Origin of the sequence: Dyadobacter soli (assembly GCF_900101885.1) — a bacterium.
In the GTDB taxonomy this organism is placed as follows: Bacteria; Bacteroidota; Bacteroidia; order Cytophagales; family Spirosomataceae; genus Dyadobacter; species Dyadobacter soli.
Genome location: NZ_FNAN01000015.1, coordinates 210564 through 237333, shown reverse-complemented (window position 1 = coordinate 237333; position 26770 = coordinate 210564). Strand labels below are relative to the sequence as shown.

The following is a 26770-nucleotide window of genomic DNA, read 5'->3' as shown; positions in this document are numbered from 1 at the left end:
CCAGTTTAGCCTTCATCTTCTTGTCAATATTCTCCTTTTTGCCCAACACCTGATTAAGCTTATCAACTGTGTCCTGGACCTTTTCCTTGCTGATCGTAGTGAAGTCGGGCGGGTCGGGAAGGCTATCTTCGGCCGTGGCCACGCTCTGGGCATATTCCCAGATATGGGCTAACTGTTTCTTGATCTTTTCCTTATTAGTAGCAATCGCGTTCCGCCAGACAAAAGTATATTTATTGGCATTCGCTTCGATTTTAGTCCCATCGGTATAGACCTCTTCAATGCTCAACAGACCTTCCTGGGCAAGTAATAGCACCACTTCTTCAAAAATTTTCCGCAATGCATCCTTCAATCGCACACCCCTGAACCGGTTAATCGTATTATGGTCGGGGTAGCTCATCGAGCTCAAAAACCGCCGGGCGGCCCCGATGAAATAAATGCTCTCCTTGCAGGCTGCTTCCAGCTTTCTACTCGAATAAATATTACTTACATAACCGTAAACAAGCACTTTTAGAAGCATCTGCGGATGATAGCTCGATGATCCGATCGTGTGATAGGCTGCATGAAGGGGTTCCAGGCTGATGCTATTGATCACATCGTTGACCACCCGGCAAGCATGGTCTTTTGGGATTAACTCGTCTAACCTTGGAGGAAGCAGCATTAATTGCTGCTGATTATAAGGCTTGAAGGTAGGGTGTCGTCGGGCCATCTATCCTGGATTGCTAATATCTAAAGATAATCAATCGCAGGAAATCGGCAAAGCTTTGAAAATGAAAAGAGGATGTCCTTTTTGAGACACCCTCTTTTTGTTGTGCCAAAAAGTAATTTTCCTGTTACCTTTTTCAAAACCGGCGTATCAAAAGAAAGTCCAAAACCGAAAGTTCACTTTTTAGTAGAACTTTTATTAAATTGTACTGGCGAGCGATGGTTATTTATAACAAAACGAAGCTAATAGAGCTGAAGAGAAAAAATCTAGGAAATAAACGTTTGACACAGGCTGTTGACCAACTTATCGAAGACCTTGAAGATGGCTCCATAACGAGTATCAACGAACTTATCGCAATCCGAAGAGATGCGGATAGGGTTCATAGCCAGGGATTTTATTTTTTTGACCTGCACATCCACAGAACTTTGGTTCTAATACAATTCGATGAAAAACAAGCAAAAATTGTATGGACCGGGACGCATCAGGAATACATAAAGACATTTAAGAACAATACAAAAACAATCGAAAAATGGCTCAGAACAAAAGACTTGCTGAATTAGGTGAACCGAACATTAGGAAGATATTGGATGCCGGAAGGATCGAAACCGAGCTCGACCATGAGCGCATTCTACTCGCAGACCGGCATCTAATGCTGCAAGAAGAAGTTCAGGCAAATCTCCGTCCAACCAGAAAAGCGATAGGTGACCTTATCGTAGAATTTGAGGCGAGATGTTGGGCACATGAGAGCCTCGTCACCGATGCGCAAATGGAAGAACACGAGGCCGCAGAAATCCACGCTGAACGAGAATACGTTTTCATTAGAGACCGACGCAAACTGATTCTCGAAAAACTTCAAGCACTTTCTCTAAAACAAAAAGACCTCGCTCTTCTATTAAACCACAGCAAATCCTACACCTCCGAATTGCTGAACGGAATCAGGCCATTTTCGTCCAATGACCTGAAATTGATCCATTTATTATTCGAAATCCCGCTCGTAGACCTCATCATCACAATTCCTTCACAGGATACATTAAGCCGGCTGGAAAGCGCGATAGACAAAATCTCGTCCTCAAATCCAAAAGCCAGATTACTACGCGAGACGCTAGCTAATCGTCCGGTGGCGAAGGGCTTCCTGTCCGAGGGCTGGGATGATGACGATTTGGAAGAGCAAAGCGAGCCAGACGAACAGGTTTCCGACGAATTAACACTTTCAAATAAATGAGTTACAAATTTTCAAGGAGATCAACGCCATAGGCCACTTTTTGCCTTTTGAATATTCAACTGAAAATCACTCATCAATATGGATACCCGTCGAGATTTCCTTCAAAAACTATCCCTGGGCATTAGCGCAACGGCGTTGACCGACCTTCCTGCGTCTGCACGCGAGCTGTACACCGGCCCGAAAGCCGATAAGCAACTACGCGTGGCATTAATGGGGCTGGGCGGCTACGCTGGTCGCGTGGCTGATGCGATGAAGGATTGCAAAATGGCAACGCTCGTCGGGGCGGTTTCGGGGACGCCTTCGAAGCTCGAAACCTGGAAACAGAAATATAACATCCCGGAGAAAAACACCTATAACTACGAGACAGTCAGCAAGATCAAGGACAATCCGGATATCGACATTGTCTACGTTACCACACCTAACTCCCTGCACCACAAGCACGTCCTGCAAATCGCAGCGGCAGGCAAGCACGTGATCTGCGAAAAACCTGTTGCCGATAATGCGCGGCAAACACGCGAGATGATCGCGGCATGTAAAAAGGCAGGTGTGAAATTCTACATCGGCTACCGGATGCATTTCGAGCCTCACACGCGCGAGCTCATACGTATGCGCGAGGCGGGAGAGCTGGGCAAGATCATGCATGTGAACAATTATATGGGTTTCAAATCCGGCGACCCGAACCAATGGCGCCTAAAAAAAGCATTGGCCGGAGGCGGCGCGATGATGGACGTGGGCATTTACGCCCTCAATGGCGCCCGGTACGCAACCGGCGAAGAGCCGATCTGGGTTACGGCGCAGGAAACCAAAACCGATCCGGTGAAATTTAAGGAAGTCGATGAAACCGTGATGTTCCAGCTGGGCTTCCCGAGCGGCATTGTGGCGAGTTGCGGCACTACTTATGCATTTAATAACTACGAGCGGCTTTATGTTGTTGGGGAAAAAGGTTTCGTCGAACTGAGCCCTGCATTCGGTTACGGCCCTATCAAAGGTCGCTCACATCTTGGCCCGATGAACCAGCCCGTGGTCACGCACCAGACACTTCAAATGGACGGTATCGCCGACATCATCCTCAACAACAAACCTGATCCCAATGTAACCGGCGAAGAAGGTTTGAAGGATATGATTGTCGTAGATGCGGTTTATGAATCGATCCGTAAAGGTGGGGCTAAGATTATGCTGGCGAAAAAATAGTAATGCATCGACCCAACCTTCTTGTCATCTGCGGCAAAAACAAGCGCAGAAGCCGCACGGCTGAATACATATTCAAGAACGACCATCGCTTTAATATCCGTTCGGCAGGATTGAGTCCTCAGAGCAATCGAAAGATTTCCGAGGGTGATCTCAATTGGGCAGACGTCACGCTCGTGATGGAAAATGATCATAGATCCAAGATTCGGAAGCTGTACAGCCATCTTGACTTGCCTGCCATTGAGGTGCTGGATATTCCTGACGAATACGAATTCATGGATGAAGAACTGATCGAGATTCTTACTGCTAAAATCAACACTTTACTGGAAATCCATTTCAACGCCTGATGAAACGCCTCTTTGCATTTTTTTTGACATTACTCACCTTTCAATCCTTCGCCCAGTCCAATTTTCAGCAACTTTTCAAAGACTGCCACTTAGAAGGGAGCACGACAGTTTATGACTACAAAAAGAAGCAATGGACAATCACTGACGGAAATGATTCACGAAAGCTGACGCAACCCGCTTCGACTTTCAAGGTCATCAACCTGCTCATAGCGCTCGAAACGGGCACAATAGCAGACGAAAATGCGATCGTTAAATGGCCCGGAAAAACGGACACGACACTTTATGGCTACCGCCCGGAGATTTATAAGGACATTTCCGTGAAAGAGGCATTCGAGGTGTCGGCTGGCTGGGCGTTTATCGAGCTGGCCAAGAAAGTAGGCCGCGACAAATACGCTTACTACCTGAAAAAAGCGGGATATGGGAATGGTAACCTGACCGAAAAAGGCGATGATTTCTGGAATTTCGGGCCATTTGGTGTGTCGCCGCGGAACCAGGTGGAGTTTCTTGTGAAAGTTTATGAAGGCAAAACCCCTTTCTCGAAACGCAATGTCGAAATTCTCAAACGTGTAATGCTCACCGAAGACACGGCGGACCACAAACTTCGTTCCAAAACAGGTTGGACACGCGTGGAAGGGACAGATATCGGCTGGTGGGTCGGTTATGTGGAGCGAAAAGATAATGTCTGGTTCTTCGCAACGAGGGTCTCCAAACCGCGTGCTACACCTAATCCTGACTTCGGAAATTGCCGAAAAACCATCACCAAGGCAGTTTTGAAGGAGCTCGGCGCACTCTAATCAAAAAATTTTAAAGCAATCATTGTGCAATCGATTGATTGCACATATATTTGCAACCGATCGATTGCGCAATTAATCAGAGTAAAATGAGAAGAGATGTTTTTCAGGCCATTGCCGACCCGACCCGGCGCGACATTATCGGCCTGATCGCTAAAAAACCAATGACGCCCAATGGGGTAGCCGAATCTTTCGGCGTGAGCCGCCAGGCCATTTCGAAGCATATCCAGATTCTGCTCGAATGCGGCCTGCTGGGCATTAATCCGCAAGGACGTGAACGCTATTACACGGTGCAGCCGAAAAAGCTGGCGGAAGTGGCCGACTGGATCGATCCGTTCCGCAAAATGTGGGAAGGCCGGTTTGAGAAACTGGACGACATTATCAACACTTTAAAAAACGAACAAAATGGCAGCGAGAAATGAAACCAAAATCATTGCAGAACCAGGCAAGCAGGAGCTTTTCGTGATCCGCGAATTCGAAGCGCCGCGCGAAATCGTTTTCCGCGCATTCAGCGAGGAAGACTTGCTCACACAATGGGCAGCCGGGCCGTGCGATATGGAAGTACGTTACGAAAAATTCCAGCCATACCCAGGCGGCTCCTACCGCTTCATCAATACCATTCCCGGCAACCCCATGGAATTTGCATTCCACGGTGTATGCCACGAGCACACGGCACCGGAGCGGATCATCCAGACATTTGAATTTGAAGGCTTGCCCGAAAAAGGCCATGTCGTCTTGGAAACTTCCCGCTTCGAAGACCTCCCGGGCGGCCGGACGCGCCTCACGGTTCAATCCGTTTTCCAATCCGTTGCGGACCGCGATGGTATGGTGCAATCGGGTATGGAACACGGTGTGGTAGATTCTTATGCGCGGCTGGATGGGTTGCTGGAAAAGGTAGCGGTTTAGTTCGAAGGCCAGGCGTAAACTAAGTCGCGCTTGCCACTAACTTTCCCAAAAAGGCAACTGGTACTTAATCGGTTGCCTTTTTTCTGATTTTGCGGTAAATAGCATGCTACAAAACTTTGATAGCGGATAGCCATGCCAAAAAATAAAGACATCACATCAGTCGAAGAACATTTTACGGAGCGTTACGGTGAGCCTGGCAGCGCCTCAAGAACGGAGTTCGAAAGGAATGCGAAAGCATTTTTGGATGAATACTCAAAAACCGTCCGAAGAAAAGACCGGCAGGAAACAGACACTTCTTTCTTGCATGAAATACTTAGTAACGCGGTTTCCTGTTCGATTGCCATAGAAAAAGAGGGTTATCCATTGATCCACGTGGCATTTTACCATTTCGACGAGGCGAATAATGATATCATCTTCCATTTCTCCAAGCACGGACATGCAGGCGGAGAGATCACGAACGGAAGGAAGGCAAGTATTTCAGTTTACAAATACGGAAGACTCTACACGGCGGCCAAAGCTGTTGACTTTGGCTGTGAATATCAAAGCGTAATCATCTACGGGACGATCAGGATTATTGAAGACGAACAGGAGAGAATGCGGGCGATGAGCGACTTTTTCGACCGCTATTTTGCGCACATTCCTGAAAACACATATGAAGCTTTCACTTCTGCTCAAAGCAAACCTATTCACGTGGCTAAAATTCGTATCGAACGGTGGTTTGGCAAACAACATACGGTACCGGCAATGGCAATCGATGCCTTTTTTCCGGATTTCCCGGCGGTAATGGAACCGCGCGAAGAGCATTAGTTCCCACCATCCCCAAACAGTAACCCACCCCCTATCCCGACTTTAATACATAAACCCGGTACAAACCAACACCGGGTCAGATTTTACTATGCAAAAATCCAAAATCATTATTCCGGTGCTGGCGGGCATTGCCGCGCTGTTTACTCCTGTTTTACTATCTGCACAAATCATGGATTCGAAATCAATCGTTGCGCCCGGGGCGCAGGTCGAGAAGCTGGGTGATGGATATAAATTCACCGAAGGGCCTGTGCCCGATAAAGACGGAAATGTGTTCTTTACCGACCAGCCCAACAATAAAATTATCCGCTGGGATGCCGAAACGGGCACATTCAGCACATTCTCCGACAAGGCAGGCCGCGCTAATGGCATGTATTTCGATAAGAAAGGGAACCTGGTAGCATGCTCCGATGAAGAGAACCAGGTTTGGTCGTTTGATAAAAAAGGCAACCCGACAGTACTTGTAAAAGATTACGAAGGCAAGCTACTCAACGGCCCCAACGACCTCTGGATAGATTCGAAAGGGGGCATTTACCTCACAGATCCACTCTACGCACGCGATTACTGGAAACGTGACCCGGCTATGCAGCAGGATGGCCAGCATGTTTACTACCGCAGCCCGGATGGCAAAAAATTGATTCGGGTGGATGAAAAATTGCAGAAACCCAACGGCATTATCGGTACCGCAGACGGCAAAAAGCTGTACGTGGCCGATATTGGCGACAACAAAACGTACGTATACGATATTCAAAAGGACGGTACACTTGCCAACAGGCAGCTATTCGTTTCCAAAGGCTCTGACGGGATGATCCTCGACGAGGAGGGTAACCTTTACATTACCGGCAACGGCGTAACGGTATTCGACAAAACGGGCACACAAATCGCGCATTTCCCGGTTCATAAAGGATGGACAGCCAATATATGCTTTGGCGGCAAAAACCGCGACATGCTGTTTATCACCGCAGAAACAGCCGTTTACGGATTAAAAATGAAGGTTAAAGGCGTAAAGTAGCCGGGCAGGCCTATTGCAATGGCGGAATTTTCCTGGGCCAGGGGAATTCCGCCATTCTTTTTGTATCCAGTGCAACGGTTTTGGTAGATATATCGTCATGGTCAAATACAATTGCTCCATACTAGATTCTCAGCCAACTCGTTACTGACAACTAACCCGCGATTTCTTCTATGCGTCTGACTTTTACCGCATTTCTTTTTCTTTTCCACATTATTTCTCTTGCCCAGAGCCGCGTTACCATCAGTGGTTTCGTGCGGGAAAAAGGAAGCCAGGAGCAGCTACCGGGGGTGAATGTGTATATCGATAACACACCTTACGGCGCGGTCACGAATACTTATGGGTTTTACTCCCTTACATTGCCCGCCTCAGATTCCGCGACGGTTTCCTTTTCTTTTGTAGGCTACGAAAAACAACAGAAACGAGTGGCGCTCCGGGCCGATACCGAACTCAATATTTTTCTCCCTACCATCACACAACTCGATGAAGTGGTCGTGTCCGCGCGCAAGCAGGAAGATTATGTGAGCCGGACTGTGCAGATGAGCAAAGTCGAAATCCCGATCCAGCAATTGAAGAAAATACCGGCATTCTTCGGCGAGAAAGACGTTTTGCGCGTCCTGCAACTCATGCCCGGCGTGCAGAAAGGTACCGAAGGGCAGACGGGCTTGTACGTGCGCGGCGGCGGCCCCGACCAGAACCTCATCATCCTCGACGACGCCGTCGTTTACAATGCCAATCACTTGTTCGGCTTCTTCTCGATCTTCAATTCGGATGCGCTCCGGAGTGTGGAACTGACCAAAGGCGGCTTTCCGGCACGGTACGGCGGCAGGCTGTCGTCGGTATTGGAAATGAATATGAAAGAAGGCAGCAAGGAAAAACTGCATGGCGAAGGCGGGATAGGCCTCATTTCGTCACGGTTAACCCTCGAAGGGCCGATTAAAAAAGGCAAATCCTCTTTCCTGATTTCCGGGCGGCGTACTTACATCGATTTTCTGGCGAAGCCATTGATCGCCAGTGAGCAGCGGGGTGCAGATAGTCAGGTAAAACCTGGTTACTATTTTTATGATCTGAATGCCAAGATGAACTATGACCTCGGCAAAAAGGACAAGCTGTACATCAGCGGCTATTTCGGTCGCGACAAGTTCCATGCCGACGAAGAAAGCAGCACTTCCGAAACCCGCGCCGGCCTGGCCTGGGGTAATGCAACGGCCACGGTACGCTGGAACCATGTGCTTAATCAGAAACTGTTCGTCAACACTTCCTTTATATTCAGCAACTTCAAATTCGGGGTTTCAAGTTATTCCAAAGAATTGAATAACGACGGTTCGGTGGACGACGAGTTCAGTCTTGAATACGATTCACGCATCCGTGACCTGGGCGTGAAAACAGATTTTGACTTTTACCCCTCCTCCAAACATGCTATTAAATTCGGCGGGCAGGCCACTTTTCACAAGTTCGTCCCCTCGGCGCTCGCCATCGCGGGCTCATTTATCGATAATCCGATTGAACGGGCGGTAAAACCGGTCTATTCGCTCGAAACCGGGCTGTACATTGAAGATACCTGGCAGGCATTCGATGCCTTGAAGATAAATGCGGGATTGAGGCTCAGTACATTTCAAACCGACGTTAAAACTTACGTTCGCCCAGAACCACGCATTTCAGCAGCATTGCGCCTCGCCGAAAACCTTTCTTTCAAAGCCTCGTATGCACGCATGAACCAATATGTGCATTTGCTTTCCAACACCGGCCTCGGCCTCCCTACCGACCTTTGGGTGCCTACCACCGCAAAGGTTGCGCCGCAGCAGTCGCAACAGGTAGCGGCGGGCTTTGCCAAAGATTTTGAACGGCCTGCGCTCACGGTTACGCTGGAAGGTTATTACAAAAGGATGGATAACATCCTGAACTACAAGGAAGGCTCGTCGTTCCTGAGTATCAACGGAGAGAATGCCAACGAGCTCAGCTGGGAAGATAATGTGACCGCCGGAAAAGGCTGGTCGTACGGGGGCGAGTTCCTGATCCAAAGAAAAACCGGCAGATTCTCCGGATGGATCGGTTACACATTGTCGTGGACCTATTGGAAGTTTCCGGAGCTAAATTTTGGTAAAACGTTCTTCCCCCGCTACGATCGTCGCCACGACCTTTCGGTAGTAGGGATATTTGAATTAAGCAAAAGAATTACATTATCGGCAACCTGGGTCTACGGCACCGGCAATGCATTAACGCTCCCTATATCGAGCTACCGGGCGGCGACGGATAATTTCGTAACGCGCATTACCCCGGAAGGCAAGCCTGCCATTAGCTGGTTCGGGCCGAGGGTGAGCGAATATGGCCAGAAAAACAGCTTCCGCGCCGAACCGTTTCACCGGATGGACATCGCCATTCAGTTCCACAAAAAGAAAAAACGGCACGAACGCACGTGGGAATTCGGTGTTTACAATGTCTACAACCGCCGGAACCCGTTCTTCTACAATATCGACGAGGAAATTATCATTCTTCCGAATGTAAACCCCGCCACACCCGTTCCGAAGTACACGCTGAAACGCTATTCGCTGTTTCCGATACTGCCTTATTTCAGCTATAACTTTAAATTCTAGAAGCGGCCATGTTCCCCAGATATATCATTTTCTTTTTCCTGACATTTTTCCTCGCGGCATGCGAATCGCTGGTGACGGATGTAGACAGGGCCGATCTTCCACAGGTGGAATCGAAGCTGGTAGTGCAATGCTTCATTTCACCACAGGCCGCGCGCATTAATGTGATCGTCACGGAATCCATTCCGCTGTTTGCCGAGCCGGATCTGAAAGGCGGGGTCATTCCGAATGCGGTTGTCAAGCTATCCGATGGCACCCGTGAAGCGGTGATTCCATTCGATACGACCAACCAGCTTTACTCGGTCGATAAAGGCGCGCTGACCATTTTACCGGGCAAAACCTATTTCCTTTCGGTAACCAACGGGGTGCGGTCGGTAAAGGCAACCTGCACGGTACCGGAGAACGCGGCGGTCCCGAAAACCTATGAAATCGATACCTCCGTTGCAGGCGATATTGCTACCCTCGATACTACATTAACCGTCAAGTACGCCTGGAACGACATTGCCGGGCAGCCCAATTACTATCGGGTACGCGCGTCGCTCGACCTGGAATATAGCGTGCCGGAGGGCGTCAGTTCCAATCAGGGCCAAATCATCGAAAAAAGGGTACGCAACCGGTTCAATTTCAACTGGGACGACACGATCGGCAGGAACGATTTCCGCAACGACGTAAACCTCGACGGCGCCGATTTCAATTCCCCCATCGGCCGCGTGAAGCTGCCCAACCCGCTTAGTTACACCGGTAGCGACGGCACGGTTTATCTTTCCTTTCCCAAAAGCAAAATCATTTCCGTCACCATGGAAGTGTACAATACCGACGAGCATTATTTCAAATACCATCGCTCCATACAAACGCGGGGCGACTCTGACAATCCGTTTGTAGAACCGTCGCTGATCTACACCAACATTGAAGGCGGCCTGGGCTGCTTTGGGGCATACAATGCCGGGCAAGTCATCTATCGTCCCAAATAATCCGGTTTATTTCCTATTCCGGTTCTACAAAATCTGGCAAATTGAGGTCAAAGTACCTCAAAATGTACATCGCCGGATTGCCATTTCGCAATGGAAAACAGCAGTTCAGTAAGGCATACTTTTTTCCCGGATGATGATCAAATCGCTATCAGACGTTCTATCAATCAGATCATCAATCTTAAATATAAATGCTATGGACTTGCAAGGAACAGACCAGGATAAGGTTAAGAAACCGCATCCTTCCAACAAAAACATGAGCGAGCCCGATACGCTCATCGAAACGCTCGAAGATTTACAGGAGCAAGGCTATACTTACGATTTTAACCTCACCGCCCATGCCCTGGAAATACATAAAGACGACGGCATTTGCCTGACATTGTCTCCCGAAGATTTCGATATTGTACAGGTGTACCGCTTCGAAGGGATGACCGATCCCTCGGATATGTCTATATTGTATGCGATCGAATCGAAGGACGGGCTGAAAGGGACGCTGGTAAGCAGCTATGGCGTATATGCCGATGCAATGTCTAATGAAATGATCAAGAAGCTGGATACGCGCAGCTCGTTGATCGTCCACCCGGAAGACGACGATATGGCGCATTAACCGGCCGGATATAATTAACCTACGATGAATGTTGCTTTGGCCCCGGGTGAAGCAACATTTTTTCAATTAAAGCGAATTGAATATGGAAATGATCGAACTGACCGAAGAAATCATTGAATCAGCCGAGCAACGGTCTGCCGGCCAGTCGTACCCGCAACTTGTGAAGAACCTGAAAGCCATCGGGGTCGACAATTATGAAGTGAAGGTAAAAAACCGCAAACGTACTTATACGTCCGTTAATGGCGAAAAGCTCATCATACCCGGCGATTTGCCGGAATTTGAATGCGCGGAGGCATTTGAACTGGAAGAAGTGAAGGCCGCCATCAAGCGCACGCAGGAAGGCCTGACCGATTACCCGACTTTCCTGCGCGAGATCGGCGCCGCGGGCATACATACGTACGTAGCCGACCTCACGGGCATGAAAGTGATTTACCAGGGCCCCAACTCCGAGTACGAATACGAGGAAGTGATCCCCGAAGTTTAGAATGTCCGGAGCCTGTCGCGCATGGTTTCCAGCAGATCGTCTGTAAAATCTAGGTGCGTCACAAACCTTACCAGCCCCTTGCCGAACGTTACGGCCAGAATGCCTGCTTCGGCAAGGCGGCTTACATATTCCTTTTCAGAAATACCGTCGTTCAGTTTGATAATGACAATATTGGTATCCACCGGAAATACTTCCGACACTTCCTGCCTGTCTGCAAAAAGCTCCCCTATTGTCCGCGCACGGCTGTGATCGTCTCTCAGCCGGTCGACGTGGTTATCCAATGCGTAAATGCCCGCCGCGGCCAGGAACCCTGCCTGCCGCCAGCCACCGCCCATTACCTTACGGAAACGGCGTGCCTCACGGATCACGTCGCGGGTACCGAGCAGTAACGATCCGACCGGACAACCCAGGCCTTTGGAAAGACAAATACTGATGCTATCGAACACCTGTCCGTATTGCGCGGGCGTTTCGCCGGTTTCCACCAATGCATTGAAAAGCCTGGCGCCGTCCAGATGCAACGGGATACCCCGCTCCCGGCAAACATCGCGGATCGCTCCGATTTCCCTGAAATCGTAGTAGCAGCCACCGCCCTTGTTCATCGTATTTTCGAGCGAAACAAGCCTTGTAACTGTTGAATGCACGTCATTCTCAGGGCTGATCGCCTCGCTTACCTGCTGCGCCGTGAGCCTCCCGCGGTCGCCGTCGAGGAGCTTCACGGATGAAAAGGAGTTGAGCATAATGCCCCCGCCTTCGTACAGGTAAATGTGTGAATGCTTGTCGCAGATCACGTCGCTGCCCGGGCGGGTATGCGCGCGGATGGCGAGTTGGTTGGTCATGGTACCGGAAGCGCAAAAAAGCGCATCCTCCATTCCGAACAGGTCGGCGGCCTTTTGCTGCAACGCATTCACGGTGGGATCGTCGCCAAAAACATCGTCGCCTACTTCCGCGCTCCACATGGCTTCCTGCATTTCCCGCGTAGGCCTGGTAATGGTATCGCTGCGGAGGTCTATTTTCATTTCAAAAACATTCATCGGGTATCCATTGCAATTTCCTGCCAAATTAATGCTTAAAGCTGATTTCAGGGCAGGCATTGCTTACTTTAAACTGGTATATTGCAGGCAAAATCACGCAGTATGGAATTCGAGGATTATCTGAAATCAAAAAAAATAGACGCGGGGTCATTCAAAAAGGGCGACGTTTTGCGCTATCAGGAATGGAGCGGCCTGTTTGAAACCATGCATCCCGAAAGTTTCACAGCCCATAAAAAATTCCTGATCAACGAGATACGCCGGCGTTACCTGCTCAAAGAGGACTAACCCCGCATTTCTTCCATCAGCTTCATCAGTATCCCGACGGTCTTCTCCGTTTGCTCCTTACTCGGCGTCGTGTCCCAATTGCCCACAATGCCGTTGCTGCCGATGTAAATGCCGTCTTTGCGGGCAATGAAGTTGGCACCCTGCGTGTATAGTTTGTAATTCACATCGCCCTGGGGGATCAGGCAGGAAAGCTGCCCGGAAACCGGCGTCAGCTCTTCGTCGTTGAAAACCGGTTTCGCACCGAGCCCCATGCAGTTCACAATCACCTTTTCGGGCAATGCATCGATGTCTTCCAGCTTTTTGATCTCGTGAATTTTCACCTTCCCGCCGAACATCGTGAAATCCTGCAACTGGTGCCGCAGGTAAGTAGGGATATTAAACATGATATTGGTCCGGCGCGTCACATAGTCGGCTTTGAACGGATGCTCCTTCTTTTCCAGCCGCACACGCTCGGGTAAGAGGCCTTCTATTTCAAAATCTTCGCCGCCGGCACCCGGAACATACACCGGCTCTTGCCTGAAAACGCTGTATTCCTCCGCCCAGGTAGCAATGTCGTTCATACCGAGCAGAAACTGGAACCGGCGGAACGAAAAGCGCGTCGCATCTTCCCATATCGTCTGAAATTCCGGCTTGGCAATCTTTTTGTCACACACCCGCGATGCCGGCGACCAGGTACCGGTAGCGAGGTTGCTCGTCACATTCGGCGGAACATCCTTCGTGTAAATGGTCACCTCGCAACCGCTTTCCTGCAACAGCCTCGATGTGGCGATGCCGACGGTACCGCAACCCAACACCGCAATTTTCTTCTCGCCGGTAGCCAGCACGTTCTTTCGGGCGATGTTTCCTGTGCCCCACGACAGCGACCAGCCGCTTCCGCCATGGCCGTAATTATGGACGATCGTTTTGTTTCCCAATTGCTCCACATCCAGCCGTGGCCCCGAGGCGCGGAACGGCCGCAAACCGACTGTCTCCTTCACGATGCGGTCCATCGACAGGCGTAGTTTGGGAATGTGGTGGTAGCCCCGGCTGATGTGGAAATGCTTGTCGGGATACCTCAAATCGGCTTTCGGCGCACAGGACGACGCCACGGCGCTTAATGCAAAGCTGGCCGGAATGGCTTTTTCAAAGAAATTTCTGCGGTTCATCGGGTTGGGAGTGAATAGTAATGGGAATTGTGGAATTTAAATACCAACCGCTATGAATGCAAATCTTATATTGTAGTTTTAAAAAATATCAAAATATTCTTTCCTGAAATACAATTTCTACCAATCAGCAACACTGATACAACGGGATCAGTGTTTAGAAAGCGAAAATGGCATATCGGTATCCTGCGCACCCCACTGTTTGTTTGGCTTATCCCCCATTTGCAGCACCAATGTACCGCCTTTGAGGAGCTCGCCATGCGTGACGTACGTCCGGGTAAAAGGCTTGCCATTCAGCGTCGCCGACTGAATGTAACGTGCATTGTCGGAAACGCCCTTCGCCTTCACGGTAAACTTGCGGTTCTTGCCGGTTTCAATGGAAACTTCCTCAAAAACAGGACTTCCGAGTACATATTGATCAGTTCCGGGCGCTACCGGGTAAAAACCCATCATACTAAATGCCAGCCAGGCCGACATCTGCCCGCCGTCCTCATTGCCGCTCAATCCGCCCACGCTGGTATCATATTCACTCCGCATAATCGTCCGTGTCCATTGCTGCGTTTTCCATGGCTGACCCGCGAATGCATAGAGGTAGGCAATCTGGTGATTGGGCTCATTGCCATGCCAGTAATACCCCTGCTCGAACAAGGTGTCGAGCTTGGCCGCGAAGCCGGCCTTTCCGCCCATGATCTTTTGTAACCCGGCAATGTCCTGCGGCACAAACCAGGTATACTGCGCAGGCGAACCCTCGGTGATGAAGCTCGCACGTTTGGCAAAAGGGTCGAAATCGGCGATCCAGCGGCCGTCGGCATACCTTCCGCGCGCATACCCCGTCGATGGGTCGATCACGTTCCGGTAATTGAGCGCCCGGGAGCGCAGCTGATCGGCATCTTCCGTTTTACCGAGACTGGCTGCGAAGGTCGAGAGGCAAAAATCGTCGTATGCGTATTCGAGCGTGCGCGACACCTGCTCGCGCTTGTGAAATGCCTGCCAAACGCTGTCTTCAAGCGGGATATAGCCGTATTGCAAATAGGATTTCTGCGCGCGGCGGCCTTGCCCTGCCTCATAACTTTTGACATTGGTGTTCACCTCAAATGCATTCTTACGAAGGAAATTATAGGCGCTGTTCACATCGAAATTCCGCACATTCTTGGCATAAGCATCGGCAATGACCGACATTCCGTGGTCTCCTACCATGGCCGCCGTGTAATGGTTCCAGCAGGGAAAAATCGGCATCCAGCCGCCTTGCTCCGCCTTTTTCACCAGTGACTGTACCATATCACCCGCCCGTTTGGGTTCGAGTATTATGCCCAGAGGCATTGCCGCGCGGAAGCTGTCCCACATGCTGAAATCGCAATAATAATCGAAGCCGTCGGCCTTTTGCAACGGCGTACCGCCTGCGAACGAGGGATAGCTGCCGTCCACGTCGGAGAACAGTCGGGGCGAAAGCTTCGTACGGTATAATGCACTGTAAAAAAGCGCTTTATCATTCTCGCTACCAGCCACTTCCACTTTACCCAATGCCTCATTCCAGGCTTCGCGCGATGATTTCCGCACCGCCTCGAATGTTTTGGTACCCAATTCCTTTTCCAGATTGGCCCTGGCGCCTTCAATGCTCGTGAACGAAGTCCCGATGCGAGCCGTGATCACCTGTTTTTCATCCCCGAAACCGACATAAGCGCCGAGCTTCTCCCGGTTTCCTTTGCCGGTAAGTATCCGGCCCATCGGCGTAATAGTATCGCCCAGCCACACGCCGGATTGCATAAATTTCTTGTCGAATTTGATGACAAAATACCCGCTGATGCCCGCCGGCTGACCGGAACCCTGGTAAATGCGGTGTACCGGATTATAACCCACAATCTCCCCACGCTCACGCAACACCTCCACGAAACCCTCGCCTTCGTCGCTGTTGGGCTCGATGATGATGAATGACTCCTCGCCGCTATCGAACCGGAACCGCATCATGGCGGTGCGCGCCAGCGCGGTTACTTCCGCATTGATCTGATGATCCTGCAACCATACGCTGTAATGCTCGGGCGTGCTTTGTTCTTTCTCGTGACTGAATATGCTGGCCCGTTTTTCGGGGTTAGTAATGAGCTCACCGGAAAGCGGCATGACCGTCACCGAGCCGTAATCCTGCACACAGGAGCCGTTCAGCCAATGCGTTCCGCGGAAGCCCTGGAACTTGTTATCATTGTAATAAAATGGAGCAATGCATTTGGTTTCGGTGGCGCGCGTCTGCGGCGTCCATTGCGTCATGCCATTCGGTACGCCCACGGCCGGGATCGTCTGCCCTTTCAGCTCGCTACCCGCCTCGCTGTGCGCTTTGGCACTCTCCGTGGCCGACGGTGCGCTGCCGATCATCGTAGCCACATAGTCGACGGGCATTTTTTGGGCACTGGATTGATTATCAATAAAAAACGTCGACAGCAATATCAAACTGACTGGGAGGAACGGTACGCGCATGGTTAGGCTTGTTAGGTAATCAGGACGGAAGATCGAAAAAATAATGGTATGTTAGGTCGATAGAATGTTGATATTCCACTGAAAAGGACGATTTAAATCCAAAAAACCCTATGAAAATCCATATCATCGACACCGGTTTTTTCAAGCTCGACGGCGGTGCCATGTTCGGCGTCGTACCGAAAACACTGTGGAACAAACACAACCCGGCCGATGAAAAAAACCTCTGCTCCTGGGCCATGCGATGCCTGCTGATCGAGGACGGCGAAAAGCTGATTTTGGTCGATACCGGAATGGGTAACAAGCAGGACGATAAATTTTTCGGTCATTACGACCTCCACGGCGAGGCGACCTTGCATTCGTCCATCGCCGAAAAAGGTTTCAGCCCCGCGGACATTACCGACGTATTCCTCACCCACCTGCATTTCGACCACGTCGGCGGAGCCGCGCAGTTCAGCCGCGACGGCTCCCGTCTGGAACCGACCTTCGCCAATGCCACCTACTGGTCGAACGAAGCGCACTGGCAATGGGCTACCCACCCCAACCCACGCGAAAAGGCCTCCTTTCTGAAAGAAAATATACTGCCGTTGCAAGAGTCGGGGCAATTGAAATTTGTCGAAAACGGCCAATCGCCGTTCAACGGCATCAGCCTCATCCACGTCGACGGCCATACTGAGCAAATGATGCTGCCGGTAATCCACTACAAGAGCCAGAAGATCATCTACTGCGCCGACCTTTTCCCCTCGTCCCACCACATTCCCATCCCCTGGCTCATGAGCTACGACATGCGGCCATTGCAAACCATGGAAGAAAAACAGCAGGTCCTCCAACAAGCTGTGGACGAGCAATGCATTCTGCTTTTCGAGCATGATCCTGTGTATGAGGCTGCCTTGGTGGAGCATACGGAGAAGGGAATCAGGGTTCGCGAGCGGGGGGCTTTGAGGGATTTCCTGGTTGAGTAAATGCTGGATTTTCGTTACATTTGAATATGCACACCGGGAAGGACATACAATTCGATCAACTACTCGCTCAATTAAGAGGCTTGTCAGACCATCAGCGCAGGCAACTGAAAGCTGAGCTGGAACGCCTTGAAGAAATCTCTATTGACAACTCACTCGAAGAATTTCTGCTATCAGCCCCAACGTTCTCTGAAAATCAAATTAAAACGATTGAAGAAACCCGAAAGGCAATTGACCAATGGCGAAAAAACTAGTACTTGTTGACACATCCATTCTCATCGACTTTTTCCGCAAATCCGACAAAGCAAATTCCCGCCTACTGAAATTGGTAAAGGACGACTTTATCTTTTGTATTTCGGCGATAACGGAATTCGAAATTCATATCGGAACTAACCTAGGTCAAGCTGATTATTGGGAGGATTTCTTGTTTAGAACCAAGGTTCTCGCATTCGACAAAGAGGTCGCCCGGGAGGCCGCCGATATCAGTAAATCGCTCAAAAGGCAAAGTAAGCTAATCGGCATGGCGGATATCTTTATCGCTGCCACGGCTATGCATTACGGTCTGCCGCTTGCTACGTTAAACGTGAAGCATTTCGAAAGGATCGACGAACTACAAATCCTCTCTTAACCCATGAAAACAGCACTAATCCTCTCTGGCGGGGGCGCTCGCGGGATCGCGCATGTGGGGGTGGCGCAGGCGTTGTGGGAGCGCGGTGTGCGGCCGGATGTGATCAGCGCGACGAGCTCGGGCGCATTCGTGGGCGCTTTGCTGGGCTATGGTTACGAGCCGATGGATATTCTGAAAATCATCCGCGATACGAGCTTTTATCCCTATTTAAGATTCGGTATCGGCAAGAATGGCCTGCTGCATATTCGGAAGATGGAAGACGTTTTCCGCAAATTTATTCCTGAAAATACATTTGAATCACTGAAAACACCGCTGAACGTAACTGCTACCGACATTGTTTCGGGCGAGGAGGTGCGTTTCCAAAGCGGGGAGCTGGCGTTGCCGGTCCTGGCGTCGTGCTGCATTCCGGGGCTTTTCAGTCCGATGCATTACAATGGCCACGATTTGGTCGACGGGGGTGTTTTGAACAACCTGCCCATCGAACCGGTGCTAGGTAACGCAGATTATATGATCGGCAGCCATTGCAATCCATTCAATCTCGACAAACCGCTCAAACGGACGACCGAGATCGTTTACCGCAGCCTCATTCTGGCGATGCATACCAAAACAAAGGCCCGATTCGCAAAGTGTGATTTGCAAATCGAGCCCCCGGCGTTAAGCCGTTTCAGCATTTTTGATTTCAGGAAGGCTGATCAGCTGTTTGAGGTTGGATACAGCTACGCAATTGAACTGCTAAATAAAGTTGCCATAAGCGAATAACCTAGTAAATCCAAAGTTGAATTTTGGATTTACTAGGCCATTCGCTTATCTTTCTGTATGCTAACCAGAAAAATTCAGAGTTTAATTCAAAAGCGGTTGAAACAGTTTCCAGCGGTCGCGATCCTGGGACCGAGGCAGGTAGGGAAGACCACACTCGCTAAGCAACTTGCTGAGACGCCCGAAAGTGAATTCCTCTACCTCGACATCGAGAATCCCAGGGATGAGGCTAAACTTGCCGACCCTTACAGTTATTTAAGCCGATACGAAGGCTCAACAGTGATCGTAGACGAAATTCAACTGATGCCATCATTGTTTTCGGTTATGAGGCCGCTGATCGACGCGCACCGAGTACCGGGAAGGTTTATTTTACTTGGCTCTGCTTCTCCTGCATTGGTTAAGGGCGTTTCGGAATCCCTGGCCGGAAGGATTGCGTACATGGAGTTGTCTCCAATTAATATAGCCGAACTTCCCGATCAGATTGAAATGGAGGAACATTGGTTTACGGGTGGGTTTCCGGAACCGTTACTCAATTTAGACAGGGATTTCAGAAAGGAATGGCTAACTGACTTTATCAAAAGCTATATAGAAAGAGACCTTGCTTATTTATTCGGCATAGAATTATCTCCTTCAACGCTTCGAAACTTCTGGAGTATGATTGCGCATTCAAATGGTAACCTTTGGAATGCGGAGGTATTTGCACGTTCGTTAGGTGTGTCTGCGCCGACAGTTCTTCGCTATGCCAATTTTCTTGAAGGTGCGTATCTGATCAGAAAGTTACAACCTTGGTTTGTCAACGCTAAAAAAAGACTGATCAAATCACCCAAAATATACATACGTGACACAGGTATCCTACACAGACTTCTGAATATTGCCAGCTTTGAGCACTTACAGGGCCATCCCGGCATTGGCGCCTCCTGGGAGGGATATGTGGTTGAACAAATTTATCAATCGCTTCCCGAAGACCTGGATATGTTCTTTTACAGAACGCAGGCGGGCGCAGAGTGCGATCTTGTTTTAGTCAGGGGCATCCAGCCCGAGGCGTGTATTGAGATAAAGCTGAGCAACAGCCCAGCAGTTTCAAGAGGGTTTATCAATTGTATCGAAGACTTGGCGCCGCAGTACAAATACATCATTACTCCGGCCAGTGACTCTTTTAAAGTCAATCACGAAGTAATGATTATAAATCTGCTTAATTTTATAGAACAAGAGCTGACGAAAATCTAAACTCATTTCGCCAGCGTCTTCACCACCCATTCCCCAACCTGCTGCCCTTGCTTCTGGCCGTTTTCGATCGCGTCCATAAAGTGAATGCCGCCGTAAAAGCGTGACAGTCCGGATTCTTCCGAGGCAGCGAGGAATGATTTGAATGGGCGTGCTTTGAGGTTAAATCGCTCCTCGACGGTGTCGGTATAAGCGAAATTATCCCCGAAGTAATGCGTGAGTATCACGGCGGCGGCTGTCGATATCACCGAGTGCCCGCTCAGGTATTCCGGAAATGGCGGGGTTTGCAGGAATGGCTTCCAGCTTGGGTCGATGTATTTGCGGATGGCCGTTTCGGGGCGGATACGGTTGCTGCGGAACTTCTCGTCCCAGCAAGCCATAAAGCCATCCATGAGCCCGATTGCTACGGCTGTGTTGATAAGCATTGTTTTGGAGAAATCGGTTTTGGCTTTTTGGCAGGCAATGTCGGTAATGCCCATCCAATGTGCTCCCGGGGATATTTTCTTCATTCCCACCAGTAAATGCCCTTTGTTTTCCAATGCAAATGGGTTACAGTCCCAGAATGCGGCGATCACGCGGTGTTCCTGCGCCTTTTGATCGTCGTCGTAATTACGCTTCATGAGTTTGTAAAAATCCGAATCCTTCGCTTCCGAGAATGCCACCGGGGGCGCGGGTCTGAACTGCGATGACGAGTCGAGCGTGAATGGCCGCACGGTTTTGAAATAAGGCTCTACGGGCGGGAAATAGCCCGGAGGCGTCGGATACCAGGTTCCCGGGCCGCCATGTGGCTCATACCGCGGGAAGTTGCTGATCCTATTGTAACGGTCGCCTTTGGCATACTTTAAAATCTGCTTGCTAATCGCCAGTGCGTACTCCTGTGAACCGGCCAGCACCTCGTCCGTAAACCCGATTTTCTTGCAGGAGTCTATCAAACTCTGCTGGTATTTCGGGAGCAGTGCCCCGCCGGAGGGCTGCATTTTCTTCGCCGTTTCAAGTATGGCCAATGCTGCTGCAAGCTGATAGGAATACTCTCCCACTTTTGGCTTTTCGATTTCCGGGAAATCATTCAACACGCCGTGCATGGAAGGATATGCCTTATCATTCGCGGCCACGACTTCGTAGCCGGCCAGGCATGCATAGGAGTAGAAACGGGCTCCGAGCGGCGGATTTGTCACGTCGTGCACCATTACGTCGGTCATCTGTGCCGTCACCTGCCCGATTACCGTCGGCGCGATTTCCTTTTTGGATTCATTTTTTTTGCAGGCTGTTCCCATTACAGCCAGCAGCATTCCCAGAAGAAGGTTACTGAACTTTGCCAATTTGATATGCTTTAATTTCCTGTTGATTAATCCCGAATAACAACTTATTGCCGAGCGGCAGCACGCTTCGCACATCGCCTTTCAATCCAAAACCCGATTGATCCTGATGCACGTATTCAAACTGCCCTTTGCCATTGCCTTGCAAAAGAATGCCGTAATTGGCATCGTACTTTCCGAACCGGAGCCGCGCTTTGCTCACATTGCCGCAAAGCAGCAGATCTTTTTTGCCATCGCCATTGTAATCGAGAGAGGTAATGGTGTAAACGGGCGATACCTGCGTTTGCAGCGGTAATGCCTTCTCTGCAAACTTGCCATTCGCGCCCCTTTCGAAGTAGGCGGTTTTTAAATAGGTCGCTTTCAGCTCCTTTGCGCCTTCCAGTTCTTCCTTGGTGAAAATCTCTTTTACCGTAAGGTCGGCGTAGCTTTTGTAATCCTGGTAGCGGGTACGCATGATGCTCATCTGATCGAGCATTTCGTCGCGGGTGACGTACGGGTAGCTTTTGCCCTGGATGTAGAAACTCATGACAGGGTCCACCGAGCCATTGTCGTCGAAATCCTTGTAAACCATTTCCACAGGTTCGGCGTCGCTGGCTTTGCATTGGGTGTTGGTCCCCATATTACCGATCACGAGGTCGTCCTTACCGTCGCCGTTCAGGTCTTCGACGAGGATTTTGTTCCACCAGCCGCTGTAAGGTTTGTCGAAATATTCGTTGGTTTTGTTTTCGAGTTTACCATTATTATTGATAAAAACCGTCACCGGCATCCACTCTCCTACCACGACCAGATCCGCCTTTTTATCGCCATTCAAGTCCGTCCAGGCGGCGTCGGTCACGAGGCCGATACGTTCCAGCTCTTTGGACAATGCCGCCGTTTGATCAGTGAATTTACCCTTTCCATCATTAATGAGCACATAACTACGCGGTGCCTCCGGGTAACGGCCAGGGATCACGCGACCGCCCACGAAAAGATCCGGCTTGCCATCGCCATTCACGTCCGCCGTGCGTACGCAGCTCGCGCTCGTGAGCATCGCGGGCAATGCGCCGGTAGCTTTGGTAAAATTGCCCTTCCCGTCATTGATATACAACCGGCTTTGCAGCAGCGGATCTTCGGGCATAAAGTTGGCATATCCACCGCTGGCGACGAAAATGTCCTGCGCACCATCGCCATTCGCATCGAAGAACAATGCGTCGGTATCTTCACTTTGCTTGTCGGCTTCAAATGCAGGTACCATTTTCGCAGTGAATGCGCCGCCTTTCTGCTGAATGTACAGTCTGGCCACTTCGCCGGAGGTACCGCCGATGAACACATCTTCCAGCCCATCCCCATTCACATCGCCTTTACGCATGCAGGGGTTAGAGAATGAAATCGGGTTGATCAGCAGCGGCTGGCGTTTGAAATCGTTCAGTTTCACCGCAGGGCTTTTGAATGCAATCGGCGAAGCTACCGGCTTGAATACTGGTGTTATTACTTTTTCCGCTTTCGCATTCGACTTCGCATTCGCCTCCGACAGTGCCAGTGTTGTGTTTATTTTCGGACTAATAACTTTTTCCTGCTTACCATTCAGCCAGGTCACCACCAGCGAATCGATAGCTCCTTCCTTACCCAATCCGAAATGCAGTACCGGCGACACGCTCGACTGATAGCCGCGGGTCGGCATTTGTTCGAGGTATTGCTGCTGGCCTTTCTGGTAAATCGTCACCTTAGCGCCAAGCCCGAGCGTGTTCTGGCCGGCTCCGGTGAGTTTTACTTTGATGTAATTGTTTTTCAAATGCTTGTCACCGTCGTTCTGGTAGATGAATGCCGGCTTGTTGATATTGCTCACGACGAGGTCGAGGTCGCCGTCGTTGTCGAGGTCTGCGTAAGCTGCGCCGCCGGAGTTGGAGATTTCCCCCACGCCCCAGGCATCGGCTACATTGGTGAATGTGAGGTCTTTTTTATTTTGAAACAGGTAATTCTTCATATTGGAAGAAGGCATCTGGTACACCAGTTGCAGCACGTCTTCGCGTTTCACCTGACCTTCAAAGCGCTTCAATTTGTCGCCCATGAACTTCACGAAATCCATATTCGTAAAATCGCGCAGGTTGCCGTTGGTGATGAAAAGGTCTTTCCAGCCATCGTTGTCATAATCCGCGAACAGCGAAGCCCAGCTCCAATCGGTATTGGAAACGCCGGAAAGCTGGCCGATTTCGGAGAATACCGGTTGCTTTGAGCCTTTGCCCAGACCTTCATTCAGTTGCAGCATATTACGCATATACTGGTGATGAAAACCCATTTTTACATTAAAATCAAACAATTCATAATTATCGAGGCCCGTCAGCAGCTTCTGGCGGCGGTTATCCTCGGGAAGCATATCGAGGGTAAAAATGTCCGGCAGGCCGTCGTTATTGAAATCGGCAATGTCGTTACCCATCGAGGAATGCGAGGTATGGCCGATACTCGCGTCGAGCGCGTCGGTGAAGGTGCCATTGCCATTGTTGATGTATAAAAAGTCGGGAACGGAGTAGTCGTTCGAAATGTACATATCCTGCCAGCCGTCCTGGTTAATGTCGGCAATGCCGATTCCGAGGCCATAGCTAAGCTGCGAGCTATGAATGCCCGCCTTTTTGGTAATGTCTGTAAAATGCGGCGTGCCGTTTTGCGGATCGTTGCGGAAAAGCCTGACGCCGGTAATGGGGTCTTCTTTATTCAAAATATCCGCCGTGCTGGCCTCGTCGAGGATCGGCAATGCTTTGGGGTTATGATTCAGCAGGAACATATCCAGGTCCCCGTCTTTGTCGAAATCGAAGAATGCCGCCTGTGTGCTATTGCTCATTACGCCCAGACCATATTGCTCCACCATTTCCTCAAACTGCGGGACGCCCTGTGCATTGTTGCCCTTGTTGATAAACAACTGATCTTTCAGGCTTTCCGGCGAAACCGCGCCGGAGTAGCACACGTAAATATCCAGCTTGCCATCCCCATTCACATCGGCCATCGTCACACCCGTCTTCCACGGACGCTCGCGCCCGCCTACCTGGGCGAGGGCCGTAATGTCCTCGAACACCATCTTCCCTTTGTTCAGATAGAGTTTGTTGGGCACCATGTTGCCGGTAAAATACACGTCGTCGAGCCCGTCGCCATTCACATCGCCCACCGCCACGCCACCGCCATTATAGAAGTACTCGTACATCAGCACGTTGGTGTTAAGCCCTTCCGTCAATGTGTTGGCAAAGTCGATTTTGGTTTGTTCGGGTGCTAAAAGCGTGAAAAGCGGCGGACCGTCGGGACCTTTCTTTTCTTCTTTGGAATCGGAGGATTTGTCACAACCGGAAAGAGCAAGTCCGGCGATCAATATCATGCCGCCTGTTTTCCAGGGCCATATTTGCTTCATGACAGGGAATGAAGAGTTTATAAGGAGTACAAAAAAGAAACTATGCCTTGTAAGCCAAAGCATAGTTTCTGTAAAATTAGTCAATAAAATATAACTATTTGTCGTAACCGGGGTTTTGTACCAGTTTTGCGTTACGGTTCATTTCGTCGCGGCTGAACGGACGGAAATACATCTTATCCACCCAGGTACGGTTTTCGTGCGATTTCTCTTCCACCGGGGTGTAAGTATAGTCATAAATCGTTGGGTCGTAATGATATGGCTCCTTCATTGTTTTACCAGCTTTGAATTTACCGATCACGTTGATGTACTGCAAAGGACGGCCCAATGTAGCCTGTGCGATCATCCAGCGACGAGCATCGTGGTAACGCTGCTCCTCGTAAGCCATTTCAATGCGCTTTTCGTGACGGTAAGCTTCTTTCAATGCAGCACCAGACACTTTCAATGCAGGCATACCCGCACGGAAACGGATTTTGTTCAGCCATTCCAATGCAACGGCATCGTCGCCTACTTCAATGCTGGCCTCGATGTAGTTGAATACCAGCTCCGTCACGCGCATGAACGGCCACGGAATATTCTGGCGGTCGGTGTTGTCGTACAATGACGGGTTCGGATCGATGAACTTGCGCATGTAGTAACCTGTGCGGCTTCCGTTCCAGTCTTCGATAGAGCTGCTGCGCGTATCGAGTCCTTTGCGGTTGAACAATGCACCTTTGTCATCCAGAAGGTCATAAGCACCGGTCTGGATCTGGTTCGCAGGGTCTTTCGCATCGGATGGACGAGGCTTCCAGGTAGCACCGTCATACATAACGGTTGCGTAGAAACGTGGGTCGCGGCCTGTGTACGGGCTTGCCTTGTGGGTAGGGTTCATCCATGAGAACTTCGTTCCGTCCATCATTTCATAGTCGTCCACGAGTGTTCCGATCGGCGTGTTACCCGCCCAGTTGTGGTAGCCGTTAGGGCCGTTGTTCAAGCCGGTCTGCCGTGCACCTTCGTTCTGGCTTGGCGTGAAGTAGCGGGCAAAGATGAGCTCGCTGGCGCCCGACGCATCGAGGGTCTTGTCACCACTGGCACCGGCCATAGATATCGAAATGTAGTTAATCTTGCCCTGCTCTGCCGTTACAGGCGCAGTGAGGTTCAGCTTATAACCACCTCCGCTTGCATCTAATGCAGCTTTCGAAGCAGCCTGTGCCGCTGTCCAGCGTGCCTTGCGGTCACCCGAGGTGTATCCAAGGAATTCGGGGTTCGCGAATGCCGCAAGTACCGCGGATTTCGCTTTCGCAGTAGGGACATCGTACAAATCACTGGCAGCATAAAGCAACACGCGTGATTTCAGCGCCAATGCAGCGGCTTTGGTTGCGCGGCCTTTCGCCAATGTCTTACCATCGAGCAAAAGTGCTGCGCTGTCCGCATCGCTCACGATCTGTTTGATACATTCATCGAATGTATTGCGGGGAACAGTGTAGTCTTCGTTCAACAAATACACTTTCTTGATGATCGGAACACCGCCGTAGTAGCGTACCAGCTGCTGATAGTAGTAGGCGCGCATAAAATACGCTTCGCCTTTCAGACGTGTTTTCAATACATCGTCCGTGAACGTCGCAGTCGCCAGGTTGGCGAGCGCGATATTGGAAGCGCGGATGTACTGGAACATCTGGCTCCAACCGTAGGTCGCGTCCACCCAGCCGAGGTTGGAAGGGCTCAAACTACCCTCGTTCACCGTGTTAATGTTACGTCCTGTGTGGGTAAACACGGCTTCGTCAGTCAGTGACGCAAGCATTTGCTCGCTGAAACCACCCTGTTGAAGACCTGCGTAAATACCTGTCACAAAACCTTCGGCCAACGCACCGTCTTTCCATGCTTCTTCGCTAGGAATTTCGGTTGGCGGCGTCACTTCGAGGAAATCAGTATCGCACGATGACAAGCCTCCCGCCATCAATGCAGCAACCAACAAATACTTATATCTCAATTTCATA

Annotated in this window: 25 protein-coding genes; 18 read left to right on the top strand and 7 right to left on the bottom strand. The window is 50.3% G+C overall.

The genetic code is table 11. From position 1 onward, the window contains the following. Nucleotides 1-706: transposase (locus BLQ88_RS24645; RefSeq protein WP_176885085.1), on the bottom strand; the 706-nt coding region annotated here is incomplete at its 3' end. A 215-nt stretch (nucleotides 707-921) separates the two neighbouring features. Here BLQ88_RS24645 and BLQ88_RS24640 point away from each other — a divergent pair. The 13 genes from BLQ88_RS24640 (at nucleotide 922) to BLQ88_RS24580 (ending at nucleotide 11620) form a co-directional block, all read left to right on the top strand. Beyond that, nucleotides 922-1263: a type II toxin-antitoxin system HigB family toxin gene (locus tag BLQ88_RS24640; protein WP_090155455.1), complete on the top strand. Its 342-nt coding sequence runs from the start codon at nucleotides 922-924 to the stop codon at nucleotides 1261-1263. Then, entirely contained in the window at nucleotides 1233-1925 is a 693-nt protein-coding gene (locus BLQ88_RS24635; RefSeq protein ID WP_090155453.1) for a helix-turn-helix domain-containing protein, read from the top strand. Before BLQ88_RS24640 ends, BLQ88_RS24635 begins: the two co-directional genes overlap by 31 nt. Nucleotides 1926-2003: 78 nt before the next feature. Further along, complete coding sequence (locus tag BLQ88_RS24630) at nucleotides 2004-3116, top strand: Gfo/Idh/MocA family protein (protein ID WP_090155451.1); 1113 nt, start codon at nucleotides 2004-2006, stop codon at nucleotides 3114-3116. A 2-nt stretch (nucleotides 3117-3118) separates the two neighbouring features. Continuing rightward, nucleotides 3119-3460 (top strand): low molecular weight protein tyrosine phosphatase family protein, encoded by a 342-nt coding sequence (locus BLQ88_RS24625; protein WP_090155450.1) that lies wholly within the window; start codon nucleotides 3119-3121, stop codon nucleotides 3458-3460. Then, nucleotides 3460-4254 (top strand): penicillin-binding transpeptidase domain-containing protein, encoded by a 795-nt coding sequence (locus BLQ88_RS24620; protein ID WP_090155447.1) that lies wholly within the window; start codon nucleotides 3460-3462, stop codon nucleotides 4252-4254. The genes BLQ88_RS24625 and BLQ88_RS24620 overlap by 1 nt, the downstream gene beginning before the upstream one ends. An 86-nt stretch (nucleotides 4255-4340) precedes the next feature. Beyond that, nucleotides 4341-4673, top strand: a complete 333-nt coding sequence (locus BLQ88_RS24615; protein WP_090155445.1) for an ArsR/SmtB family transcription factor — start codon at nucleotides 4341-4343, stop codon at nucleotides 4671-4673. Then, complete coding sequence (locus tag BLQ88_RS24610) at nucleotides 4657-5157, top strand: SRPBCC family protein (RefSeq protein WP_090155443.1); 501 nt, start codon at nucleotides 4657-4659, stop codon at nucleotides 5155-5157. Before BLQ88_RS24615 ends, BLQ88_RS24610 begins: the two co-directional genes overlap by 17 nt. Before the next feature lie 132 nt (nucleotides 5158-5289). Beyond that, entirely contained in the window at nucleotides 5290-5964 is a 675-nt protein-coding gene (locus BLQ88_RS24605; RefSeq protein WP_090155441.1) for a pyridoxamine 5'-phosphate oxidase family protein, read from the top strand. An 88-nt stretch (nucleotides 5965-6052) separates the two neighbouring features. Then, nucleotides 6053-6973, top strand: a complete 921-nt coding sequence (locus BLQ88_RS24600; protein WP_090155440.1) for an SMP-30/gluconolactonase/LRE family protein — start codon at nucleotides 6053-6055, stop codon at nucleotides 6971-6973. A 170-nt stretch (nucleotides 6974-7143) separates the two neighbouring features. Continuing rightward, nucleotides 7144-9564 carry a TonB-dependent receptor gene (locus tag BLQ88_RS24595; RefSeq protein ID WP_090155437.1) on the top strand — a complete coding sequence of 807 codons (2421 nt, stop codon included), beginning with the start codon at nucleotides 7144-7146 and terminating at the stop codon, nucleotides 9562-9564. A gap of 8 nt (nucleotides 9565-9572) precedes the next feature. Further along, nucleotides 9573-10532 carry a DUF4249 domain-containing protein gene (locus BLQ88_RS24590; protein ID WP_090155435.1) on the top strand — a complete coding sequence of 320 codons (960 nt, stop codon included), beginning with the start codon at nucleotides 9573-9575 and terminating at the stop codon, nucleotides 10530-10532. Between the two features lie 193 nt (nucleotides 10533-10725). Then, a complete protein-coding gene (locus BLQ88_RS24585; protein ID WP_090155433.1) occupies nucleotides 10726-11136 on the top strand; it encodes a hypothetical protein in 411 nt (136 codons plus the stop codon). 82 nt (nucleotides 11137-11218) lie between these two features. Beyond that, entirely contained in the window at nucleotides 11219-11620 is a 402-nt protein-coding gene (locus tag BLQ88_RS24580) for a DUF1398 domain-containing protein (RefSeq protein ID WP_090155431.1), read from the top strand. On the opposite strand, the gene BLQ88_RS24575 is transcribed toward BLQ88_RS24580, so the two are convergent. Beyond that, complete coding sequence (locus BLQ88_RS24575; protein ID WP_090155477.1) at nucleotides 11617-12636, bottom strand: threonine aldolase family protein; 1020 nt, start codon at nucleotides 12634-12636, stop codon at nucleotides 11617-11619. The two genes, BLQ88_RS24580 and BLQ88_RS24575, sit on opposite strands and share 4 nt — an antisense overlap. A gap of 117 nt (nucleotides 12637-12753) precedes the next feature. Between BLQ88_RS24575 and BLQ88_RS24570 the strand changes: the two genes are divergently transcribed. Beyond that, nucleotides 12754-12936 carry a hypothetical protein gene (locus BLQ88_RS24570; RefSeq protein WP_090155429.1) on the top strand — a complete coding sequence of 61 codons (183 nt, stop codon included), beginning with the start codon at nucleotides 12754-12756 and terminating at the stop codon, nucleotides 12934-12936. On the opposite strand, the gene BLQ88_RS24565 is transcribed toward BLQ88_RS24570, so the two are convergent. Continuing rightward, the gene (locus BLQ88_RS24565) at nucleotides 12933-14081 is read right to left on the bottom strand and encodes an FAD-dependent oxidoreductase (protein ID WP_090155427.1); all 1149 of its coding nucleotides are present in this window, start codon (nucleotides 14079-14081) and stop codon (nucleotides 12933-12935) included. The genes BLQ88_RS24570 and BLQ88_RS24565 overlap by 4 nt on opposite strands. A 147-nt stretch (nucleotides 14082-14228) precedes the next feature. Further along, complete coding sequence (locus BLQ88_RS24560) at nucleotides 14229-16544, bottom strand: GH92 family glycosyl hydrolase (protein ID WP_090155425.1); 2316 nt, start codon at nucleotides 16542-16544, stop codon at nucleotides 14229-14231. Between the two features lie 110 nt (nucleotides 16545-16654). Between BLQ88_RS24560 and BLQ88_RS24555 the strand changes: the two genes are divergently transcribed. The 4 genes from BLQ88_RS24555 to BLQ88_RS24535 all read left to right on the top strand — a co-directional run bounded on the left by BLQ88_RS24555 (nucleotide 16655) and on the right by BLQ88_RS24535 (nucleotide 20111). Beyond that, complete coding sequence (locus BLQ88_RS24555; protein ID WP_090155424.1) at nucleotides 16655-17503, top strand: MBL fold metallo-hydrolase; 849 nt, start codon at nucleotides 16655-16657, stop codon at nucleotides 17501-17503. 235 nt (nucleotides 17504-17738) lie between these two features. Next, on the top strand, nucleotides 17739-18128 hold the full coding sequence (locus BLQ88_RS24545; protein WP_090155420.1) for a type II toxin-antitoxin system VapC family toxin: 390 nt from the start codon (nucleotides 17739-17741) through the stop codon (nucleotides 18126-18128). 3 nt (nucleotides 18129-18131) lie between these two features. Continuing rightward, nucleotides 18132-18887, top strand: a complete 756-nt coding sequence (locus BLQ88_RS24540; protein WP_090155418.1) for a patatin-like phospholipase family protein — start codon at nucleotides 18132-18134, stop codon at nucleotides 18885-18887. A 57-nt stretch (nucleotides 18888-18944) separates the two neighbouring features. Further along, nucleotides 18945-20111 carry an ATP-binding protein gene (locus BLQ88_RS24535; protein ID WP_090155416.1) on the top strand — a complete coding sequence of 389 codons (1167 nt, stop codon included), beginning with the start codon at nucleotides 18945-18947 and terminating at the stop codon, nucleotides 20109-20111. Between the two features lie 2 nt (nucleotides 20112-20113). Here the strand turns inward: BLQ88_RS24535 and BLQ88_RS24530 are convergent, their stop codons facing one another. The 3 genes from BLQ88_RS24530 to BLQ88_RS24520 form a co-directional block, all read right to left on the bottom strand. Next, entirely contained in the window at nucleotides 20114-21397 is a 1284-nt protein-coding gene (locus tag BLQ88_RS24530) for a vanadium-dependent haloperoxidase (protein WP_090155415.1), read from the bottom strand. A 13-nt stretch (nucleotides 21398-21410) separates the two neighbouring features. Further along, nucleotides 21411-24797 (bottom strand): VCBS repeat-containing protein, encoded by a 3387-nt coding sequence (locus BLQ88_RS24525; RefSeq protein ID WP_090155413.1) that lies wholly within the window; start codon nucleotides 24795-24797, stop codon nucleotides 21411-21413. A 94-nt stretch (nucleotides 24798-24891) separates the two neighbouring features. Then, nucleotides 24892-26769, bottom strand: coding sequence for a RagB/SusD family nutrient uptake outer membrane protein (locus BLQ88_RS24520; protein ID WP_090155411.1), 1878 nt, complete (start codon nucleotides 26767-26769; stop codon nucleotides 24892-24894). Between the last annotated feature and the right edge of the window lies 1 nt (nucleotide 26770).

Excerpts from the sequence above, each read along its gene's own strand:
- BLQ88_RS24520 (WP_090155411.1), bottom strand. The coding sequence starts at position 26,769 with ATGAAATTGAGATATAAGTATTTGTTGGTTGCTGCATTGATGGCGGGA.
- BLQ88_RS24570 (WP_090155429.1), top strand. The coding sequence starts at position 12,754 with ATGGAATTCGAGGATTATCTGAAATCAAAAAAAATAGACGCGGGGTCA.
- BLQ88_RS24565 (WP_090155427.1), bottom strand. The coding sequence starts at position 14,081 with ATGAACCGCAGAAATTTCTTTGAAAAAGCCATTCCGGCCAGCTTTGCA.
- BLQ88_RS24605 (WP_090155441.1), top strand. The coding sequence starts at position 5,290 with ATGCCAAAAAATAAAGACATCACATCAGTCGAAGAACATTTTACGGAG.
- BLQ88_RS24560 (WP_090155425.1), bottom strand. The coding sequence starts at position 16,544 with ATGCGCGTACCGTTCCTCCCAGTCAGTTTGATATTGCTGTCGACGTTT.
- BLQ88_RS24625 (WP_090155450.1), top strand. The coding sequence starts at position 3,119 with ATGCATCGACCCAACCTTCTTGTCATCTGCGGCAAAAACAAGCGCAGA.
- BLQ88_RS24545 (WP_090155420.1), top strand. The coding sequence starts at position 17,739 with ATGGCGAAAAAACTAGTACTTGTTGACACATCCATTCTCATCGACTTT.
- BLQ88_RS24555 (WP_090155424.1), top strand. The coding sequence starts at position 16,655 with ATGAAAATCCATATCATCGACACCGGTTTTTTCAAGCTCGACGGCGGT.
- BLQ88_RS24610 (WP_090155443.1), top strand. The coding sequence starts at position 4,657 with ATGGCAGCGAGAAATGAAACCAAAATCATTGCAGAACCAGGCAAGCAG.
- BLQ88_RS24600 (WP_090155440.1), top strand. The coding sequence starts at position 6,053 with ATGCAAAAATCCAAAATCATTATTCCGGTGCTGGCGGGCATTGCCGCG.
- BLQ88_RS24595 (WP_090155437.1), top strand. The coding sequence starts at position 7,144 with ATGCGTCTGACTTTTACCGCATTTCTTTTTCTTTTCCACATTATTTCT.
- BLQ88_RS24535 (WP_090155416.1), top strand. The coding sequence starts at position 18,945 with ATGCTAACCAGAAAAATTCAGAGTTTAATTCAAAAGCGGTTGAAACAG.
- BLQ88_RS24585 (WP_090155433.1), top strand. The coding sequence starts at position 10,726 with ATGGACTTGCAAGGAACAGACCAGGATAAGGTTAAGAAACCGCATCCT.
- BLQ88_RS24525 (WP_090155413.1), bottom strand. The coding sequence starts at position 24,797 with ATGAAGCAAATATGGCCCTGGAAAACAGGCGGCATGATATTGATCGCC.
- BLQ88_RS24575 (WP_090155477.1), bottom strand. The coding sequence starts at position 12,636 with ATGAAAATAGACCTCCGCAGCGATACCATTACCAGGCCTACGCGGGAA.
- BLQ88_RS24635 (WP_090155453.1), top strand. The coding sequence starts at position 1,233 with ATGGCTCAGAACAAAAGACTTGCTGAATTAGGTGAACCGAACATTAGG.
- BLQ88_RS24530 (WP_090155415.1), bottom strand. The coding sequence starts at position 21,397 with ATGCTGCTGGCTGTAATGGGAACAGCCTGCAAAAAAAATGAATCCAAA.
- BLQ88_RS24615 (WP_090155445.1), top strand. The coding sequence starts at position 4,341 with ATGAGAAGAGATGTTTTTCAGGCCATTGCCGACCCGACCCGGCGCGAC.
- BLQ88_RS24620 (WP_090155447.1), top strand. The coding sequence starts at position 3,460 with ATGAAACGCCTCTTTGCATTTTTTTTGACATTACTCACCTTTCAATCC.
- BLQ88_RS24540 (WP_090155418.1), top strand. The coding sequence starts at position 18,132 with ATGAAAACAGCACTAATCCTCTCTGGCGGGGGCGCTCGCGGGATCGCG.
- BLQ88_RS24630 (WP_090155451.1), top strand. The coding sequence starts at position 2,004 with ATGGATACCCGTCGAGATTTCCTTCAAAAACTATCCCTGGGCATTAGC.
- BLQ88_RS24580 (WP_090155431.1), top strand. The coding sequence starts at position 11,219 with ATGGAAATGATCGAACTGACCGAAGAAATCATTGAATCAGCCGAGCAA.
- BLQ88_RS24640 (WP_090155455.1), top strand. The coding sequence starts at position 922 with ATGGTTATTTATAACAAAACGAAGCTAATAGAGCTGAAGAGAAAAAAT.
- BLQ88_RS24590 (WP_090155435.1), top strand. The coding sequence starts at position 9,573 with ATGTTCCCCAGATATATCATTTTCTTTTTCCTGACATTTTTCCTCGCG.